The following is a 20548-nucleotide window of genomic DNA, read 5'->3' as shown; positions in this document are numbered from 1 at the left end:
AGATTCAAAATAATCTATAAAAATATTATTCCAATTAAATTTTATTACTATATTTATATAAGTGTTAAACGAAAATGGATTTATTCTTGGAAAATTCTCTCTCATCAAGATAACTGATTAATACGAAGAGGCTATCTCCTTATTGAAATAGCCTCGATATGACATTATTCTTTTATTTTCTTTATTTGAGCACCTTTGCTTTCAAGATAAAATATTTGCCGCTTTAATAGAAGCAATTGCTTTTTTTAAAATTTCCACATCTTGAACTAAAGCAATACGGACATAACCCTCACCGTTTGGTCCAAATGCATGACCTGGTATTACGACAACATTGGCCTTGTCAATCAACACATATGTAAAGTTAAGGGATGTCCAGCCTTTAGGTATTTCCGCCCATAAAAACATCCCAGCATCTGGCTTTGTCACTTCCCAACCGATATCTTTCAAACCATTTACGAGAAGATCACGTCTTTCCTCATATACTTTTCGGTTGCTTTTACAAAATTCTTCTCCCTTTTCCAAGGCTTGAATGGCGGCCATTTGAATTGGTAAGAAGACCCCATAATCTAAATTACTCTTTAATTGATTAAAGGCATGAATAATCTTTTTATGTCCAGCAACATATCCAATTCGACTACCTGCCAGATTATAATTTTTTGAAAAGGAGGATATTTCCACACCAACATCTTTCGCACCAGCAACAGATAAGAAGCTGACTGGTTTATTCCCCTCAAAATAAAGCTCTGAATAAGCAAAGTCATGGAGTACAATAATATTGTACTTATTTGCAAATGCAACAACTTCTGCAAAATACTCTCTGCTTGCCAACGCAGGAACAGGGTTACCTGGAAAATTCAAGATCATCAGCTTTGCTTGCTTGGCGATTTGTTCAGGAATGGCTGAAAGATCTGGCAAAAAGCGATTTTCTTTTTTTAAGGGCATAAAATAAGCTTTCGCACCTGCCATCGCAATTCCCGCAGTGTAGGCGGTATATCCTGGATCTGGAACTAAAATGAGATCCCCTGGATTTGCAAACACCATAGGAAAGTGTACAAGCCCGTCCTGCGAACCCATAACGATTGTAACCTCTTGATCTGCATTTAATTCCACTTGGTGTTGCTTTTGATAAAAAGCAGATACTGCATCGTGAAATGATTTTGTCCCAGTCATTGTATATCCATATTGATCTTGTTTTAGCACTTCATGTGATAAAGTTTGGGTAATAAAAGAAGGCGGTGGTAAATCTGGACTCCCAATACTCAAATCTATGATTGGTACACCTTCAGCAAGCTTTTGTTTTTTATAAAGTGCCAACTCACTAAAGATAGATGGCTGAAATGAATTCATTCTGTTCGCTATTGTTATATTCATGCTGCCCTCCTGTCACAACGATTTGCGTGATAACATATTTCTATATTTATTATGAAAATAAGTGTATCATATTTAGACATTATCTAGATGATTTTAGTTAAACGATTTAATCAGTTTTCTTTACTTTATATTTTCCACTTACCTATTCTGGGAATTCGACAAAATAAGTTAATCAAATAATCAGCTTTTTTATTTCATAACTGAAAATAAAAAAGTCTGACCAATTTAGCTTAAAAGCGTTTTGGTCAGGCTTTGATTGGCTAGAGATAATTTTATTGTTTTAAATTTAACTTAACTTTAGTGTTTTAGAAGTATTATATACATTTTGACATTCTTCAGCAGTTGGCTCTTAAAAACAATGAAGTTTGTATCGGCCAACTTACGGCTGATTATACCATTGCGGCGGACAATCTCCTGGCGGTCTAAAATACCATAAGCTGTATTTTGCTGGCCAAAATCTTTCCCCATTCACTACACGGCGTGCTAACTGTTTTTCAATTTTCTCTAGCACGTTGATAAAAATAACCTTTAAAATCTTAGCAATTCGCTCTTATCCTGTTAATACCTACATTCCCAACAAGCAGCATTCCCAGTGTACCCTCACCTTCAGCTTCCGCTCTAGTAATCTTGCTAAGAGGTTTATATCTGATTGTGTAGCCTTTACAACTCCCATGACTTCACCTCCAAATCACGGTTACCTAATCATATTTAGCAAAGGCAAGGGCCATTACCATAATATTTTCATCCAACTTTTATTCCACAATGTCAAATTCTTGAATAGTTTTTAAGGTTATCTTTTCACAATAGGCAACTCTCTTTTAAACCGATTTATTTTTTTCCGTTTTCGTCATTTGCTGTGAGACTGGTTTTTGCTTCAAATAAACTCCTTTTGTATATAGCCTTTTCAATGAGAAAATCGATTTTCTCACAAATGGTAAACGCTCAGTGTAACGGTCCCAACAGGCAACCAAGATGACTATCAATATTGTTGTCTGCGGGGAAACAAGCGGATGATCAAAAATGCCTGTTAGTAGCAGAATTGGAAGTGATAAGAGAAAGAATTCCAATAATACTTTCTTTTTCTTCCACTTAATAAGAAAGAGATAACAGAATTTAAATGAAATTGCAGTAAATACTAATAAAAAACCAAGCCCTCCAACTGACCCATATTCAGAGAAAAACCCTAATAAAATATTATGTGCATGGGGAACAGGTTCACCAAAATGAGCATATGCATCATAAAAGCCTAGTGATGTCGTTCCAAAATAAGGATGTTCCTTCCATATTTTAAAACTATTTTCCCATATTTCTTTTCGCACAAAGCTAGAGCTTCGAATCTGTTCAGATCTCGGGATAAGTGCAAGAATATGAATATTAACCAAAACCATAAATGATAAACAGTATATTCCAATCTTAGGAGCAAGCCTTAGTAAAAATAGAATAAACATGATAAACATTGTGGCTACTCCAGTTCTTGACTCTGTTTGAAATATCCCTGCCCCGAAGAATAAGATAAGGCTGAGAGTTGGGATTAAGCTCCTTCTCTCCTGCAGTCGTTTTAAAAGATCAGCCAGAAGGAAGGATAATGAAATCAACAATAAAAAACTTGTAAAGTTAGGGTTATATGCACTCCCAAATAATCTCCCGCTTGCATCTTCAGAAGTACCAATAAATGTAGTACCTGTAAGCAGACCAAAGATATGTTCAGGGACATTCAGTTGATTGACGATATTTCCAATGATAATTAAATACACTCCGCCTATAATGATTAATTGTTTATAACGACTAAAAAGAGAAATCGTAACGCGATCTTTAATGAATGAATACAGCCCCAAATACCCTAAAATCATAGCGAATGCAAGCAGATAACTTCCATTGCCATTCCCAAGAGCAGCACCAGTAGTTGCCAGAGCCATACAGATAAAAAAGAAACTCGTCGTATTAATAGAAAAAGAGACTTTAAAATTAATAACCTCGTTCAAATGGTTCCAACCAATGACCATTAGCCACAAAATTCCTATTGGCGGAAGAATAAAACATAGCAGGATCCCTATTTCTACTGAATACTTTTTCAAATATTCCTTGATAAATGTTGTCTGTAAATTAATCATATATCTTCCTTTTCCTATCTGTCGTATTTACTTTAGAAAATAGCAAAGGTTTTTGCTGCTAATGCTAAATATATTTAATTTCGATTTAAAATTGTAAGATTTTCAAGAATCTTAACGGAAAAATTACATAATTAACCTGCAGTTAATATTTTTTTTACAAAAAACATTTAAATACTATGGTAAAATTAATCTATTTACTTAGTGGAATGAAAAAAAGATAGGAAAAAACAAAACGAAGGTAATCATATGAAATTTGACTGTCATATAAGTTTTAGAGAAGGATGTTTAGGAGCTGCCAAATAGGCATTCAATATCAGGAGTCTAGCATATTAACCGTTGATTTTGGAACTCCGGCTGTTACTGGTATTTTTAAGAAGAGGAGATTACTATGCTTAAGAAATTCACATAGAGGACCAATTGAATTCGAGCTTCTATTTCTCACTTTAAAGTAGCGCAGGTATTAACACCTGCGCTTTTCCATCTAATTTTTTATAAAGTGCACTCGATCTACAAACGAGCCTCTTTTACAACATTAATCATCATGTTTGCATTAGGATAATTTCCCTCCTGGTACTGATCAATGACTTTTTGAATAGTAAAATCGACCCGTTCAATCGAAACACTAAAACCGCCATTATTAATTTGAACAAGCCCATAAGATGACTTTGTCAGTCCGTCAAAAGGCAATCCGACACTGCCGATATTCATAACAACTTGACCATTTATAAAACGTATATAAGGCTTATGTATATGAGCATAAATATAAATTTGAGCATTTGCATTTGACATAAGCTTTTCCATAATTCCTGAATCATCTGTGTTTGGAAGCACAACATCAAATAAATTATTTGGTGTTGCATGAAAAGCATGTATCCCTACTCCATCTATCTCAAAATGAAGTTCCTTAGGCAATCCCTTTAAATAGTCAAGATCAGTTTTTTCAAGTTGAGAAACAGTCCAATCTCGTTCCTTATTCATCATGCTTAACACTTTGTCAGGAACTTCACCCTTCTGAACTCCTCTGACTACCCATTCGTCAGCATTCCCTTTTATGACGTCTGTCTGTAAAGAGCGAATTAAATCAAGAGATCGTTTTGGCTCCGGACCGCGAAAACAAATGTCACCGAGAACACAAACCTTATCAATGTTTTTCTGTTTTACATCTTCAATAACTGCCTCAAGTGCAACAGCATTCCCATGTATGTCAGAAATAAATGCAATCTTCATGATTGATCTGCCTCCTGCTTTTAAATATTGTTCAATTATACTATACCATTCCACTATGCAGAAGAAGTGCTATCATTCAATTAAAATAAGCGAAATGATTATAGCAAGAGAGTTTTCACCAATATTTTACTGTTAAAAAATTTAGAAGGATTTTATTGTCTAAACGAAGAATAGTGTAAGCAAATAGTTTTGTTGGAAGATGTTAAACATAGGTTTTCTACCCACCATTTTTCAAATTAAATAAACTAGTTTTATCTTACTATATTTTAAAAGCGCTGCAGTATTCTGATGATCAAATACCCAGTTTGAGGAGAATCAACATGTTAAACAATCATGAAATGAACAGGAAACGAGCGATGCTAGAAGGAATCATTCCTTATAATCATAAGCTGGCACCTCTATTTATAAGAAATACACTGTACTCACTTATTCCAGAAGGGACCGAACATATTTATGTTGTAGGAATTGGTTCAAATTTAATAAATGGCGATAGTCTTGGTCCATTTGTTGGAACGTTACTCCAAGATTTATATCCAGAACACTTATCAATAATTGGAAATCTCTAATCTCCTTTAGATGCAACAACCCTTGTCCCTCTAGAGGGCTAAGGCGCTGGCAGTCAAAAACGCGACGTCCTGTCCGACGTCCTGTCGCACTGACTGCACTTGCACATCCTATGCTTCGGGTCTAGACGTCAAAGCGCTATCCACAGTTCAAGAATTTTATAAATTACGCTCAGCAATAACAAAGCTCAAGCACTGCTTGCCAATACCAAGAATTCTTAAAATACGAAAAGACTGTCCCAATTGAGACAGTCCCATTTTATTCTTTATTACTCATGAAAATTCGTACCATCTGTCGTTGCTTTAATGATTCCGGCACGGATCACAAAGTCACCGAAGTGCTCGCCATCTTCACGTTCCTTTGCATAGCGAGGAAGAATAACACGCAATTCATTTAAGATTTCCTCTTCACCAATGTTTTCGCGGTACATTTTGCTTAGACGGCTGCCATCAAAAGCTGCACCAAGATACATATTATATTTGCCAGGCGCCTTGCCGATAAAGCCAATTTCACCAAGAGCATGGCGTGCACAACCGTTTGGACAGCCTGTCATACGGATGGTAATTTCTTCATCACGTAATCCATTTTCATTTAAAATTTCATCGATTTTATCAATTAAAGTAGGTAAATAACGCTCAGCTTCTGCCATCGCCAATCCACAAGTAGGAAGGGCAACACAAGCCATCGAACCGCGGCGGAGAGCTGTATATTGCTTGCCGTCGGTTAAGCCATATTGCTCAATTAGTTCAGTGATTTGTTTCTTTTTCTGACTTGATACATTAGCAATAATTAAGTTTTGATTAGCTGTCAATCGGAAATCACCAGTATGAATTTTCGCAATTTCGCGCAAGCCTGTCATCAATTTATAATCCTCAAAATCTGTTACACGTCCGCCTTCAACAAATAGTGTAAAATTCCATTTTCCTTTTACACCTTTTACCCAGCCATAACGATCACCGTTATGATCAAAGTGATAAGGCTTTGCTTCTTCAAGACTCCAGCCAAGACGATTTTCTAATTCTTCCTTAACTGTTTGAAGTCCGAGACGGTCAACTGTATACTTGAAGCGGGCATTTTTACGTGCTGAACGGTTTCCGTAATCGCGCTGAATAGTGATTACTTTTTCTGCCACATCATAAATTTGCTCAGGTTTACAGAAGCCGATCACTTTCGCAAGCTGTGGATACGTTTCCTTATCACCATGTGACATACCCATACCGCCGCCGATTGCCACATTAAACCCAATAAGCTTATCATCCTCAATAATAGCGATAAGACCAAGGTCCTGTGAATAGACATCAATATCATTTGATGGAGGCACAGCGATACCAATTTTAAACTTACGCGGCAAGTAAAGAGGACCGTACATTGGTTCAACTTCATCGATATCAGGTGTACTTGCAACCTTTTCTTCGTCCAACCAAATTTCATGATAGGCTCTAGTTCGCGGCAATAAGTCATTACTTAATTTTTTCGCCCACTCGTAGACTTCTAAATGAATATCAGATTGATATGGGTTCGGGTTGCACATTACGTTTCTATTTACATCCCCACATGCCGCAATTGTGTCCATAAGAGAAGCATGAATGCCCTGAATTGTTTTCTTCATATTCCACTTTAAGATACCATGCATTTGAAATGTCATACGTGTTGTAAGTTTTAATGTACCATTCCCATATTTATTTGCAAGGTCATCCATGACAAGCCATTGCTCAGGTGTTGCCACACCCCCAGGCAAGCGAACCCGCAGCATAAATTGATAAGCTGGCTCAAGCTTTTGCTTTTGGCGTTCATTCCGAAGATCTCTATCATCTTGCAAATAACTTCCGTGAAATTTCATTAATCGGTTGTCGTCATCGTTAATTCCGGCACTAATCTGATCAAGCATCGCTTCTTTCAGCGTGCCCCGCAAATAGTCACTTTCTCTTTTTATACGTTCAACATCACTTGGCGGGCCATCCGGTGCTTTTAACGTTTTATTCACCATGTTGATAAACTCCTTTCATGTAAAAATCAGTATACATCTCGTTGATAACGTTTTTGCTGCTGCATATCTGCAAGATACGCTTCTGCTTGTTCACGGCTCATGCCGCCTTCTTTTTCGATAATATCAATAAGCACGTTATGAACATCATGTGCCATATTTTTTTCATCTCCGCAAATATAAACAGCTGCTCCCTCTTGAAGCCACTCGAACAATTCTTTACTTTGCTCGAGCATACGGTGCTGTACATATACTTTTTCATCACTGTCACGTGAAAACGCGACATCCATTTTTGTTAATACTCCATCCTTAAGCCACTTTTGCCATTCTGTTTGATAAAGGAAATCTGTAACAAAGTGCTGGTCGCCAAAGAATAACCATGATTTTCCTTCTGCACCCATTTCCTCACGCTCTTGCATAAAGGCGCGGAATGGGGCAATCCCGGTACCTGGCCCTACCATTATGATTGGCGTATCAGGGTTTGCCGGCAGCTTGAAGTTTTGGTTATGCTGAACATAAACCGGAAGCGTGTCACCTGGTTGAAGGCGCTCAGCACATAAAATCGAGCAAACACCTTTTCGTTCACGGCCATGAGCTTCATAACGTACAGCGCCGATTGTTAAATGAACCTCATCTGGATTCGCTGCTAAGCTGCTTGAAATAGAATACAGTCGTGCAGGCATTTTTCGTAAAATTGAAATAAAATCCTGTGCTGTTCCTTTCCATGGAGCAAAATCACGTACCAAATCAAGGAGATCACGGCCATCAAGATAAGCTTTTAGTTTTTCCACATTATCAGGAGATACAAGTTCCTGTAGCTCTTGGTTTTCAGAAAGTTTCGCCGCCTGCTCAACGAGAGGTTTTGTTAATACAGTAATTTCAAAATGTGAAATAAGCGCTTCTCTAAGTGCTAGACTTTCACCTTGTTTATTAATCGTTACATTTTCTTCTGGATTCCATTTCATTTCTTCAAGAAGCAAATCAACAAGCTCTGGATCGTTTTGCGGGTAAACGCCAAGACTATCACCTGGTTCATAAGTTAAGCCTGATCCCTCAAGTGAAATTTCAAGATGACGTGTTTCTTTGTTAGAACCACGACCATTCAAGTTAATATTTTCGAGAACTTCAGCTTTAAATGGATTTGTTCGTGAATAAGCAGATTCACCTGCTTGAGGAGCAGCAGCAGATACAGATACAGCAGCTCCGCCTTGTGCTTCGCTTAATCCGCTAAGAACGCCTTGGATCCATTCAGCTGCCGGCTCATCATAGTCAAGATCACAATCTACACGATCATATAGTCTCTTACCGCCGAGCTCTTCCAATCGGTGATCAAAATCTTTTCCAGTTTTACAGAAAAATTCATATGAGCTGTCTCCAAGCGCTAATACAGAATACCTTAGGTTATCAAGCTTTGGCGCACGTCGTCCATGAAGAAACTCATGGAATGAAAGTGCATTATCCGGTGGATCGCCTTCACCATGTGTACTAGCAACGATTAGGAGATTTTCAACCTTCTTTAAGTTGTTTGGTTTAAAATCACTCATAGACGAAACGGTTACGTTAAAGCCATTCCCCTCAAGTGTCTTACCTGCTTTTTCTGCAAGCCCCTGTGCATTACCAGTCTGGGAGCCGTAAAGAATCGTTACGTCTTTTGAGATTGCCTGTGCAGTGATTCCGACCTGGGCTTCCTGTGTCGGTACACTTGGAGTGCCGGCTGCAGTTGCAGTTTGGGATGCTGCTAAATAACCGCTTAGCCAAACTTTTTGAGATTCTGTTAAGGTTGGCAGAAGACGGTTTAGGAGCTCTGCCTGCTCCTGGTTAAACGGACTGTTTATTACCTGAAGTTGCAACACTTTCCACCTCACAAAAGTTATAAGTATATCGTTAACGTCATTTGTGTACAATGACTGGTTTCAACAATTTTCGAGATCTTTCGATTGTTTTCTTACCTTTTCCAGCATTGAACGATATTAAAAATATTCTAATAAAACTTTACCAGAAGTTCATTCATTAGTAAAATACATATAAATTATCGTTGTTATTAACATTACTAATAGTAAGGTGGGGGTTTTTTTGTACTATGACGCCTTAAGAACATTTGTAACACTTGCAGAGGTCAAAAACTTTACGAAAACAGCCGAAATTCTTCGAATGTCACAACCTAGTGTTAGCTTGCATATTAAAAATTTGGAAAAGGAGTTGCAAACAAAGCTATTTATACGGTCTCCAAAATTTTTGAAAATCACTCCAACGGGTGAAATTTTATATGATCGTGCAAAGCAAATGATCACGATTTATGAACAAACCATTCAGGATATTTTAGAGCATCACAATTCAATAAAGGGAGAATTAAAAATAGGAGCAAGCTTTACAATCGGTGAATATATTTTGCCAACATTACTTCTCGATCTGCAAAAGGATTACCCTGAGCTAGAACTTCAAGTTATCATTGGAAATACCGAAGAAATTGTCCAATCTGTAAGGATGTATGAAGTTGATATCGGATTAATTGAGGGGCAGACAAATGAAAAGGAGCTTTCCGTTCACCCTTTTATGGAAGATGAATTATTTATAGTTTCTTCAACTAATCATGAGCTGGCTCAAAAAGCAGAGGTTACAATAGCTGATCTGCAAAATCAAGCTTGGGTTACTAGAGAAGTAGGGTCAGGAACAGGAGAATATCTTAACCATGTTTTTCGCACAAATGGCTTAAAGGTTCAATCACTTCTTACGATAAGCTCAAACCAAGGCATCAAAGAAACACTGATAAATGGTATGGGGCTGTCTCTCTTATCGAAAAGTGTAATTGAAAGGGATGTCCTGCATCAAAATCTGTCTATTTTAAAAATGAAAAATCATACCTTTAAACGAACGCTTTCCTATGTTTATTCACCCATAATGGCCGATAAAAAAAATGTAAAGACCTTTATCTCTTCTTTAAATAAAAAGTGGCCCAATCAAATCAAACCAACTTAACATTATTTTACAACATGAACAAAATGTCGAAAAAAGACTAAAATGCTGACTTAAAAATCACCTTTGCTTTAAGTCAGCATTTTTTTAAGTATAGACTAAGAAATGATCTTCTCTCCAATTTTTTCAATGATCGCTTCCGTTAATTCTTTCGTCATGTCTGAGAGGTTTTTCTTTAGTTTATTATTGATCATTTTCGCCATCTTGCCCTCTGGTATGATTTCAAGAAAACCAGTCATACATGTGCTGCTTTCAGTAATCTCATCTGCTTCAAAATAACCTTTTCCTGTCATTTTTTCATTTATACCTGTTAGATTAAAGGTCACTTTTGTTGGCTCAATCCAATTTGTAATCTCAACTTTCAGCTCAATTTTTTTCTTTATCATTCCGAGATCTGTTTTAAATTTCCAAATGGACTCCCTTTCATTCACTATTACATGTTCAATATAACCAGGAACAAGCGGTGCCCAATTATCCATGACACTTACGAATCTCCATATTGAATGAATGGGTAAGTTGGCCTTTACTTTATATAATTCACTTGGCATGTGTTATCCCTCACCTTCACTTTGCAAAAATGGATCTTTGCAGAAACTCTGCCTATTCGTCATTTAAGAACCTATTCATAAAATTCCTTCATTATGTCAATTAAATTTGCTGATTAAACGATTAAGTAAAAAACTGGTGCGTACAGATAGTCCAAAAAAAACGCGTGAAACGATTTAGTCTCTATCTAGGAGTCATGCAAATATCGTCCCACTGCGTTCATTGTAGCTTTTGTCATGTTGAATTTTTTTAATACCAATACCAATATGGATAATAAGGGTATGGATAGCCATAGAAAGGAGGATACAATAATGCGCTGCCTAATAATCCACCTAGGACTCCTCCAATAAATGGACCGCCAAAAAACGGTCTTCCAAAATATGGTCTCCAAAAGAACGGTCTTCCAAATGGTCTCCCAAAGAATCTTTCATTGTTTCCATTGTAAAGCTGAAAATCATGTTGCATAGGCATTTTACCTCCAATTAGGTTTTTTTACTACTTTATTTCCACATTATGAAGAGAACTTATTCGATTCCTTAGGTAAAACACCTATTTTTGAACAAATATCTAACTAATTTGAGCTATAGTCAAAGGTAATAAAAGCTCAAAACATGAAAAAAGCCTTCAAGAAATAAAAATCTCCTGAAAGCTAAAACATATTTATAAATAATTATCTGCTTAATTTTGCTTTATTACATTCACATCTGTACTTCAGAGGGAGCTGTTCGTTCGCTAAGACTGACGTCTAGTTCATTAATACGACTAATCGAGTCTTTCCATGAAGGACTGATAAAGATGAACCTTATGGAGGTTGTAATGATAGGATCAAAGTTCAGCAGTGTGAATTGATCCAAAAAGGCATCTTTGTCGTTATTTCTTACTTCCGCCAAGGTCTTCCATTCCGAACCATCTAAATATTCAAGATTAAAATCCTTGACCTGCCAGCCGGCCGAGCCGGTGACAGGTACATGCCCACTCCAAAGCTTCACTTGATTAATCGTTTGCGCGGATGTCCAATCCAGCTTTAGAAAAGAAGGAGTCTGTGTTCCTCCAGATAACCATCGTGTAGATAAGTTTCCATCTACTACTCCTTCCTTTGCGTTAGTGCCAAGCGTTGAATCAACAGACAAAGTAGCAATTACCGCCAGGTTATTTGTCACGCTTAAGGTGATTGAACTGCTCTTTGTTACACCGTCCAATGTGACTGTTACCTTAATTTCAGCCTTACCTTCCTTTAGCGCTGCGACCTTCCCGCTTGAGTCAACAGAAGCAAGCTCTGGTGTAAGACTTTCGTAGACAATTTTGGCATTCTCTAAAGAAGCATCAGCTCCGGTATTCATTTTACCTGTTACATGTAATAAAGTTGAAGTATTAGATATAAGCTGATTTTTATCAGCAGTAACTGTTACACTGGCCAATTCGACCGGGGGATAAGTTTCCACTCTTAGATAAGGACGCTTATCGCTTTCTGAGCCATTGTAAAGTTGAGTAAGATATCCGGTCTGCATAGGATCTTGGGTAATAGCAAGTGAAACTGTTTTATCGCCCTTCAATTGGTCCTTCACATACTTGGTAGCATCGAAGACATACCATGAATCAACACTGTCATTTCTAAAAGGAATGGTAGAGAGATGATCTCCAAGAACAGGCGGGGCACCACTAGAATTCCACATTAATTCGCTTACACTCCATGTATCATCCTCGACACCGTACAAGGAATTAACAACTGTTGATTCCGTACTTTTACTTTCCAAAGCTCTTCCATGCACATAAAGCCACGCTGTAGCAATCTCTCCGTTCAGTTGACTTAAATCATATTTTAAATACGTTCGAATCGTGTTGTCATCATCGCCGCCTTTAATAAACAATTTTGATGGATCGAGAAGTGATGATGCATTTTTTTGTACACTTGCGGCTTCACTAGAAGGCAGCTGTGCAGGGATCACAGCATTGTTGATATAATCAGTTTCCGTATTTCCGCTTATCACATTTCCTGTCAACAAAATATTGGTTCCATGCAAAATACCGATCCCATTTGTGTTATTCGTTACATGATTGTTTTGAATGACGATGTTCTTGGGAATGCCTTCCCCATTACCGTTCCTTGGATCACCATCATCTTTCATGGCAATGATACCCCAAAACTCATTGGCTTTATTGTCAAATATTTTGTTGTTTCTTACAATGGTTTCAGGCGCATTCTTTAATCGAATTCCCTGACTGCCGGCTTTAGTAAAACGAATAAGCACATTGTTTTCAATTATGGTTTTGGGAGAGCCAAGATATACTTGGATACCGTATTTATCCACATTCTCAATCATGTTATCATGAATATAGTTTCCCGGGCCTGATGCATCATGAGTTTCACCGGGATTTCCTACTCCAATGCCTGCTTCTCCACCGCCAACGATATGGTTGAAACGAACCTCGTTCATATATTCGTCTTCTCCGTGAAAGTCTATAGAATCTAATGAAATGTTTTCATATTTGTTGTTTTCAATAAGATTATTATGGGTGTAGAATTGCATTAATGTTCCATGACGCAAATAAGGACCGATAAAACGATTATTGCGAACAACATTGAAATAGGAATCGTCTTCTCTGCCCAGACGGCTTTCTTTTGGCTTTCCTTCAATGCTAACTCCATAACCGCTTCCTCCATCTGCAACATCCGTCGCGTTCCTGAATAAGGATTTTTCCACGATCACATCGTGACTATTTGAAATAATGATACCGGTACGCTGGAATTTTTCAATGGTTAGACCGCAAAGAGTAATATTAGAAGATGCTTTTCCGCGAAACGATGTAATGTATATGGCTTGTTTAGGTCCGCCTCTGTCAGGGTTGGCGGTGCGAGTGTTGGTGGAATAATTCAGATTCCAGCTTGAGGTAAGGGTCATATTACTTATTTTGATATTGTTCTTCCCTGCAATCCGGATAATAATCCCATAATTTGTTGCATGTTCTCCGAAATCATTCGCATGATCTGAAACAAGAAGAACTCCCTCCTGACTTTCTCCGCGTAGCTGGACGCCCGATTTTATCGTTAAATGTGAAACGCCATCGTAAGACGTACTAGATAATTGATAATGACCATCAGGAAGATAGACTTCATCACCTGGCTGTGCTTCTTCCAAAGCAGCGCGAATGGCTCGGGCATCATCTACACCGTTATCGGAAGGACTTGCTCCAAACACGACGACATTCAGTTTTCTTCCTGTTACCTTTTGGGGCTTATGCGGATTATGTGGCGTCCCATCTGCATAGTAGAGACCTGGCTTGGTTGGAGTCGGTGCTTCCGGGTCCGGTCCGGTCGGCGGTATTTCCAGATAGTTTAATATATACCCATCTGGATGTGGAGGATATACATGAATTTCGGTAATGCTGGTCCATTGGTTCTCACCCCGTCCTACTACACGAACATAACGGGCTGTTACTGGTTCGAAGCCGAATGCCTCTAATTGAATCGTCGTACCGCTGCTAGTACCGCTGTATACCTTGGACCAAGTCGTTTGATCGTTGGAAACCTCAATATCAATCGTTTTCGTGCGATTATCGCCCCTGTAAAAGGCAACACCTAGATAGGAGATCTCCTTCTGTGAACCTAAGTCCAATTCTATCCACTGTCCATCACCATAAGCTGACCAACGAGAGTTGATGTCGTCATCGATCGCATACCCTGGTATATTAGCATCACTGCCACTTGCACGGTATCCCACGATAGACAACGGAGTTGCTGAGTCGCCGCTTGAAGTAGAAGCCTTGCTTTCGGCAGCTTGAATCTGCCCTGTACTTAAACTAAAGAAACATGTGACTAGCATACATAGGATTAAGATAAAGGGTTTTGGTCTTTCAGCTCGGTTTCTCATTATCTGTAGTCACTCCCCCAATAATTAAAACTTAATTATTGTAGATTTTCCAATTATCTCCGAAAAGGACAAACGGGTAGTGCCAAGACAAATTAAGACTTTAGGCAACGAGCTTGAATGATTGTAAAATCTTGTTAGAAAATAATTGGACCGCTTTTTAAGGAGGTGTATGCAAACATTTGTCTAAACAACTATTTAGAGTGGAAAATACAACGTTTCCTCGTGTTTTAAGGATGCTTGCAGACAAACTCTTATCCGCTTTTGATGCTGCCAAATACTTATTGTCTTTAGCAAGTGTAAAAGAAAGGAAATTTCCTACCATTAACTTTATTACCTTATGAAATATAGCAAACACCAAAATCTATATAAGGTAAAATGAATTAGGCAGAATCCAGGCTTACTTTTTGTATTTTAAAAATAGTATTATTGGTTTAAATTAACATTGCTACATAAGTTTTTTTGTAAGCGCTTTAATAAATTTGATTACTGTTTTTCCTTTCGTAACAAGACATTTACTCAGTTTAGTTGATAATAAGCTTCTCACTATAAATTGTCCGTTAAATAGAGATTCCTACATTCAACTGTCTTGGAAGTAATTTGCTTTCTATGATCATTAAACTGAATTAATCACCCCCTTTTGATCGTAGAACGCTTTTTTGCCTAGATAGCGCTTTAATCACTCAACTTGATCTTCCCAGGCATATGTTTAAACATCAAATTTTGCTTTTCTCAATTCGCTTTCTTTCTCTCCTTTTTTACTATATAAAACTAATGAGTGATCTTTTCCGTTGGGGTTATCTCCAAATAAGCTCCCTGTTCTAGTAAGGTGGACTGTAATTTTCTAATGTTCATTTCTTGAACTCTGATGTTTTCTTTTGCTGCAATAGCAGCTGCAACTCCTCCAGCATGGCCAATTGCCCCGGCAGTTGGAGTTGTTCTTACGCCCGCCTGTGCTTCAAAAGTTGCAGAGAGACATCTTCCTACAACAATTAAATTATCGATCTCTTTGGTAACAAGACATCTAAATGGTATTCCGTAAATCCCGCCCCATTCTAGTTTCTTATGGGAGGTGCCTTCTCCGTCGGGACTATGAATATCGATTGGATAACCCGAGTGGGCAATGACATCATCAAATTTACGTTGTTCTAATAAATCTTCTGCTGTTAATGTATATAATCCCACAATTTGCCTCGAGCTCCGTACACCAATGGAAGGGCCTGTTGAGACAACAACAGCATTTTCAAAGCCAACCATATACTTTTTCATAAAATTCTCAAGTTCTCGACATTGTTTCCTGCCTTCAATTTCAGCTTTGCTTAAGCTCCAAGGGTCTGTACTGTCAAATCCTAATAATCTAGTCGTGTTAAAAATAACTTCTCCAGGGTTATTGGTTTCAAAAAACAAGACATCTTCTCTTTTTATCGTAATGTCTCCTTTTTCTTTAGCTTCTTTGAACTCTTTTAAATAACCAACAACTGATAATCGTTCAACATTATTAAAATCTTCAAGATTTTCTGGTACTCTAGTAAAATTATCCGGATTTTCTTTTATATATTGTTTAACCCGATTAATATCTACGTTTCTTACTTTCATTTTTAATGTCATAGGCTGGGCAGCACCATCTGATTCTCTTCCTTTCGTAAACTTGACGCCTGACCATGCTGCTAAATCTCCGTCACCCGAAGCATCTATAAAGATCTTTCCGCTAATTTCAGAAAGACCAGCTTTATTGCAGACTTTTATCTTTGTTATTTTATTTCCTTCTTTTATTACTTCAGCTAATACTGTGTGGTATAAAATCTCTGCACCACTTTCAACCAGCATCATTTCTATTTCATGTTTCATTGCTTCAGAATCAAATGGAGTAACTGAGTATGTGTAATTTGTTAAATCCTTTATATGGCCAACGGATTTGCCGATTTTTTTCAAGCGCTGAATAATTTCTTCTGTTATTCCTTGAATAGCTTGTTTTTTTCCAGCGTGAAAAGTCATCATAGGACCTACTCCTGCAGCTGTCAGCATTCCACCTAAAAATCCATAAGATTCAATAATTAATGTTTTGGCCCCTAACCTTGAAGAGGCTATTCCTGCAACTGCGCCGGAAATCCCCCCGCCTAAAATGATCACATCAAATTCCCTCATAAAAAACACTCCTCCAAAAAATATTAGCTACATGATACCAATACTAGAAACACCTTTAACATATCCTTTTATTTATATCTCTGTCTTATTGTTCCTTACTGTTATTGAAATGTGACCTTCCTTGTTTTCAATAGCTGAATTTGCAATCCACATAAGTGCAAAGGCAAGGTAACTGAAGCTGAAGAATGGGAGAAGACCCGGAATAGCCTGCATGAGTAAACCAAAACAAAATAAAATAAAGAACATGGCAATAACATGAAAGGGATATGAGATAGCCATCATAAACGAAATCTTAAATATTTCCATGACCTTTAGATGATAATGAACAAAAACTGGTGCAATAAAAAGCAAAGTCATCAAATAGAATAAGCAAACGGCAAACATGAGAAAAAAGAATACCACCGGAGCAGCCCCGCTCTGAATTTGAAAAAATCGCAAGTAAAAATAAGCAATAAACCCAAAAGCAATTGCAATCCCCCCAATAGCATTTGCTTTTAGAAAATCTTTTTTATAAAGCTGCTTAAAAGCAGGAAATAGGGAAATGTCAGTTTGTCCGTGAATCCACTTTCTTGTTATGGCAAACATCGTAAATGTCGCTGGAAAAAAACCAAAACCAATCAAGCCAAAGACAGTAAACATTGCCCATAAAAATTGCAAATACACAAAACGTGAGATCCACTCCATTACTGTGTAAATGCCTCCGATCATGCTTTTTTCTTGCATATTCGTCTCTCCTAAAATGATAAAATTGTCACTGACATTATTGGCTTTCATGTATTCAACCAACCTTTAGATAAAATTCCAATCTCAAACATGCTTAAACCTTTTATTCTCTTTAAAAATGGCTGTCTCAAATAGATTCAAAGTTTGTGTGAGACAGCCAATATGTTATTACCAGTACATTTTCCAATCCTTCAGTAATCGAACAAGTGCTTCCATGTAGTAGTAATCGCCCCAAATACAGCATTCATCAACACCTGTATTTCTAGGTTTATGGTAGACTGCGTGTTTTAAAACTCCATTTGCATGGGGCACATCTTTTGTCGTATAGTGTTCAGCCAGCGAGTAGACAATGTGGAGCGCACTATTTTCATAATACCCTTTCATGTCATCAGTAAGGGGCAATCTTTTACTCATTTCAAGCAGCCCGCAGGCAGCAATAGCAGCAGCAGAACTATCTCTTTCTTCTTCACCATGTGTAAAAATTAAATCCCAATAACAGACGTGATCGCTTGGGAGACGATTAAGAAAATAGTTTGCAAGTTTTTTACTTAGATTGATAAATTTTTCATCACCTGTATAGTGATAGCTTAAAGGAAAACCGTATATTCCCCACGCCTGACCTCTTGCCCAGCAGGAATCATCTGAAAATCCTTGATGAGTGTTGCCGTATAAAGGTTTTCCCGTCTCTGGATCCATATAAAATGTATGATATGTTGAAGAATCTGAACGAACAATATATTTAGCAGACTGTTTTGCATGCTTATAAGCTATTTGTTGATACGTTTGATCACCTGTTACTTCACTTGCCCAATAAAGTAGGGGTAGATTCATCAAACAATCAATAATCATCCTTCCTCTTTGTTCAGGATCTGCTAAATCCCCCCATGCTTGAATGATTTCTGCTTTTTCAAAGTAGCGGCTAAGAAGCAGTTCAGCAGCTTCAAGTGCTGCTTCCTTTCCTTGATTTTCTCCTGTTAATTTATATGCGCTAACAGATGAGAGGCTATACAAAAACCCCATGTCATGATGGTTGACTGCAATTTTGTTTTTGACTCTATCTTTAAAACTCTTGACATGCTTTTCAGCTACTTGCCTGTATTTTTCTTCTCCGGTATATTCGTAACCAAGCCAAAGCATCCCTGTCCAGAAACCTGTCGTCCATTCTACATTGTCTATCGCTCGATAAACGAAATTATGGCTGCTGGAACTAGGAAATTTTCCTGTAAAAATCTCTAGGTTCTGGTCGATTTTAACAAGCACATATTCAAGAGCCTTTTCAAAATAAGCACGGTTTACAGGCGGTCTAGTTGAAAATCTTTCTTTTTTTAAAAGGCGTTCTTCTACAACTTGATCGGTCCTCTGCATCGAATATTACCTCCTATATATTTCCCATCATTTCTTTATTGATCGATCATACGCTTTTTGATGGAGGTCAATATATTCCTCTACACCAAGGCTTTTAAGTTGATTCTTAAATTTCTCATAATCTATCTTTTCTGCACCTAAGACCCATTTTTGCATCATTTCATCCCGGTACGTTTTTAAATCGGCTGCAATTTCCGTAACCTTCTTCTCTTCTTCTTCAGTAAAAGAAAAAGGAGGCAGCGGTTCTGCAAAATAATTGTTGGCAGAGTATTCTTCTATCCCTTTTAAGGCAATTGGATTTAACCATTGTTTCTCATACTCAAAATCCTGATGATAAGAAAATAGTGTTTGGACTCCATACTCATGCAGTTTTGTCGGAACATCTGGCGAACTCAAAATCTCTTCCTTAAATACAGGTTTTCCATCAACTAAATCGTAAGTTTCTCCTTCTACTCCATAGTTCATCAATCGGCGTCCTTCTTCAGAATAAAAGAAATCGAGATATTTGATTGCTTTTACCGGATCCTTTGTTGAGTAGCCAATCGCTATTCCTGCTTTGTCTCCATATGGATCACGGACGGTAGGTTCGATTTTTTCCCCATCGGAATTTTCAGGAGGAGCAAATGTTTCAAACTTAAAACCAGCAACTTGATCTTTTAATAAATTATTGTATCCTGCTGTACTTCCAAACCAATCATGCGTTATTCCGCCTTGGTTGTTACCTAACAAAATATCTCTTGCTTTTGCACCTCTTGTAAAAATCTCTGGATCTATTAACTTTTCTTCATACCATTTAGCTAATTCTGAGAGAGCAGTGCCATATTTTTCTTCATATGGTCCGTATTTAATTTTATCTCCATCTAAATAGAGATCATTGCGAGCCCCCCATAATATTGTGAGTTCACCTAAACTTTCCGATATTCTTGAAAAATATGGAATTTCATCTTGTTTGCCGTTTCCATTTGGATCCTTTTCTTTAAACGCTTTTAACACTTCATATAGCTCTTCAGTTGTTTGCGGTGCTTTAAGCCCAAGCTTATCCAGCCAATCTTGTCTGACAAACCAGCCTTTTTGTGCCTCTCCATCTGCTATAAAGGGAACAAAATATAGTTTTCCATCTGAGGCTGTAGCAAATTCTTCTAAGCCTTCCATCTCATTAAGATATTTCTTAATGTTTGGAGCATGTTCTTCAATTAAGTCATTCAGCGGTAGGAACGCTCCTTCTTTCCCATACTTCATTAAATCAGCCTTTGTACCTTGGACAAGATCAGGTATTTCACCTGAAGCAATCATCAAATTAAAAGCTTCCTGACTGTCCGTTGATGTCTTTGGAGCCACCCCTTGCAAGCTGACATTTGTTAACTCAGCCGCCTTCTTAAACGTCGGCCAATCATCATTAAAAATGACTTGGCCATCAAAATGATGAAGGTGTATCTTCATATCAACGGGTTCCTTGGATACCTGAAATCCTGTAAGGCCCTTTTCACTTTCTGAGTTATTATTTGAATCAACTTCACTTGACGTATTATTGGAACACCCTCCAACAATTAGCAGAAAAACGGAAAATAGGATCAAAGCTGCTTTTTTCAAGAAAACTCCCCCTTAGACTTTCATTTCATTTTTATTTTTTTACATAACAACTAATACATAAGCGTCAAAACGTTGTTTAATAA

The 20548-nt window shown here is 37.6% G+C and carries 15 protein-coding genes and 1 pseudogene; 3 read left to right on the top strand and 13 right to left on the bottom strand.

Annotated elements, in window-relative coordinates; all coding sequences use genetic code 11:
- Positions 1-201 precede the first annotated feature (201 nt).
- The 4 genes and pseudogenes from Q1B07_RS01810 to Q1B07_RS01795 all read right to left on the bottom strand — a co-directional run bounded on the left by Q1B07_RS01810 (position 202) and on the right by Q1B07_RS01795 (position 4709).
- Positions 202-1371 carry an LL-diaminopimelate aminotransferase gene (locus tag Q1B07_RS01810; RefSeq protein WP_299088493.1) on the bottom strand — a complete coding sequence of 390 codons (1170 nt, stop codon included), beginning with the start codon at positions 1369-1371 and terminating at the stop codon, positions 202-204.
- A gap of 349 nt (positions 1372-1720) precedes the next feature.
- A pseudogene (locus Q1B07_RS01805) lies at positions 1721-2044 on the bottom strand (cell wall hydrolase).
- 145 nt (positions 2045-2189) lie between these two features.
- Positions 2190-3482, bottom strand: coding sequence for an O-antigen ligase (locus Q1B07_RS01800; RefSeq protein ID WP_299088495.1), 1293 nt, complete (start codon positions 3480-3482; stop codon positions 2190-2192).
- Between the two features lie 507 nt (positions 3483-3989).
- Entirely contained in the window at positions 3990-4709 is a 720-nt protein-coding gene (locus Q1B07_RS01795; RefSeq protein ID WP_299088497.1) for a metallophosphoesterase family protein, read from the bottom strand.
- A gap of 320 nt (positions 4710-5029) precedes the next feature.
- Here Q1B07_RS01795 and Q1B07_RS01790 point away from each other — a divergent pair, with 320 nt between their 5' ends.
- On the top strand, positions 5030-5275 hold the full coding sequence (locus Q1B07_RS01790) for a DUF1256 domain-containing protein (RefSeq protein WP_299088499.1): 246 nt from the start codon (positions 5030-5032) through the stop codon (positions 5273-5275).
- 266 nt (positions 5276-5541) lie between these two features.
- On the opposite strand, the gene cysI is transcribed toward Q1B07_RS01790, so the two are convergent.
- Both cysI and Q1B07_RS01780 read right to left on the bottom strand, forming a co-directional pair.
- Positions 5542-7260 (bottom strand): assimilatory sulfite reductase (NADPH) hemoprotein subunit, encoded by a 1719-nt coding sequence (gene cysI / locus Q1B07_RS01785; RefSeq protein ID WP_299088500.1) that lies wholly within the window; start codon positions 7258-7260, stop codon positions 5542-5544.
- A gap of 26 nt (positions 7261-7286) precedes the next feature.
- Entirely contained in the window at positions 7287-9107 is a 1821-nt protein-coding gene (locus tag Q1B07_RS01780; protein ID WP_299088502.1) for an assimilatory sulfite reductase (NADPH) flavoprotein subunit, read from the bottom strand.
- Between the two features lie 223 nt (positions 9108-9330).
- Between Q1B07_RS01780 and Q1B07_RS01775 the strand changes: the two genes are divergently transcribed.
- Positions 9331-10233: a LysR family transcriptional regulator gene (locus Q1B07_RS01775; RefSeq protein ID WP_299088503.1), complete on the top strand. Its 903-nt coding sequence runs from the start codon at positions 9331-9333 to the stop codon at positions 10231-10233.
- 95 nt (positions 10234-10328) lie between these two features.
- On the opposite strand, the gene Q1B07_RS01770 is transcribed toward Q1B07_RS01775, so the two are convergent.
- The 3 genes from Q1B07_RS01770 to Q1B07_RS01760 form a co-directional block, all read right to left on the bottom strand.
- Positions 10329-10778 (bottom strand): SRPBCC family protein, encoded by a 450-nt coding sequence (locus Q1B07_RS01770; RefSeq protein WP_299088504.1) that lies wholly within the window; start codon positions 10776-10778, stop codon positions 10329-10331.
- 247 nt (positions 10779-11025) lie between these two features.
- Positions 11026-11241: a hypothetical protein gene (locus tag Q1B07_RS01765; protein ID WP_299088506.1), complete on the bottom strand. Its 216-nt coding sequence runs from the start codon at positions 11239-11241 to the stop codon at positions 11026-11028.
- Positions 11242-11474: 233 nt separating this feature from the next.
- The gene (locus Q1B07_RS01760) at positions 11475-14645 is read right to left on the bottom strand and encodes a discoidin domain-containing protein (protein WP_299088507.1); all 3171 of its coding nucleotides are present in this window, start codon (positions 14643-14645) and stop codon (positions 11475-11477) included.
- Between the two features lie 179 nt (positions 14646-14824).
- Between Q1B07_RS01760 and Q1B07_RS01755 the strand changes: the two genes are divergently transcribed.
- Entirely contained in the window at positions 14825-14986 is a 162-nt protein-coding gene (locus Q1B07_RS01755) for a hypothetical protein (RefSeq protein ID WP_299088509.1), read from the top strand.
- 427 nt (positions 14987-15413) lie between these two features.
- On the opposite strand, the gene Q1B07_RS01750 is transcribed toward Q1B07_RS01755, so the two are convergent.
- From Q1B07_RS01750 to Q1B07_RS01735, 4 genes are all read right to left on the bottom strand, one after another.
- A complete protein-coding gene (locus Q1B07_RS01750) occupies positions 15414-16787 on the bottom strand; it encodes an FAD-dependent oxidoreductase (protein ID WP_299088511.1) in 1374 nt (457 codons plus the stop codon).
- 72 nt (positions 16788-16859) lie between these two features.
- Positions 16860-17510, bottom strand: a complete 651-nt coding sequence (locus tag Q1B07_RS01745; RefSeq protein ID WP_299088513.1) for a DUF624 domain-containing protein — start codon at positions 17508-17510, stop codon at positions 16860-16862.
- A gap of 168 nt (positions 17511-17678) precedes the next feature.
- Complete coding sequence (locus Q1B07_RS01740) at positions 17679-18875, bottom strand: glycoside hydrolase family 88 protein (protein WP_299088514.1); 1197 nt, start codon at positions 18873-18875, stop codon at positions 17679-17681.
- A 27-nt stretch (positions 18876-18902) separates the two neighbouring features.
- A complete protein-coding gene (locus Q1B07_RS01735; RefSeq protein ID WP_299088516.1) occupies positions 18903-20465 on the bottom strand; it encodes an extracellular solute-binding protein in 1563 nt (520 codons plus the stop codon).
- Between the last annotated feature and the right edge of the window lie 83 nt (positions 20466-20548).

The organism is uncultured Metabacillus sp., from assembly GCF_947503125.1.
GTDB lineage: Bacteria > Bacillota > Bacilli > Bacillales > Bacillaceae > Metabacillus.
Note: the sequence above shows the minus strand (reverse complement) of the source record. Positions and strands in the feature narration are given on the sequence as shown.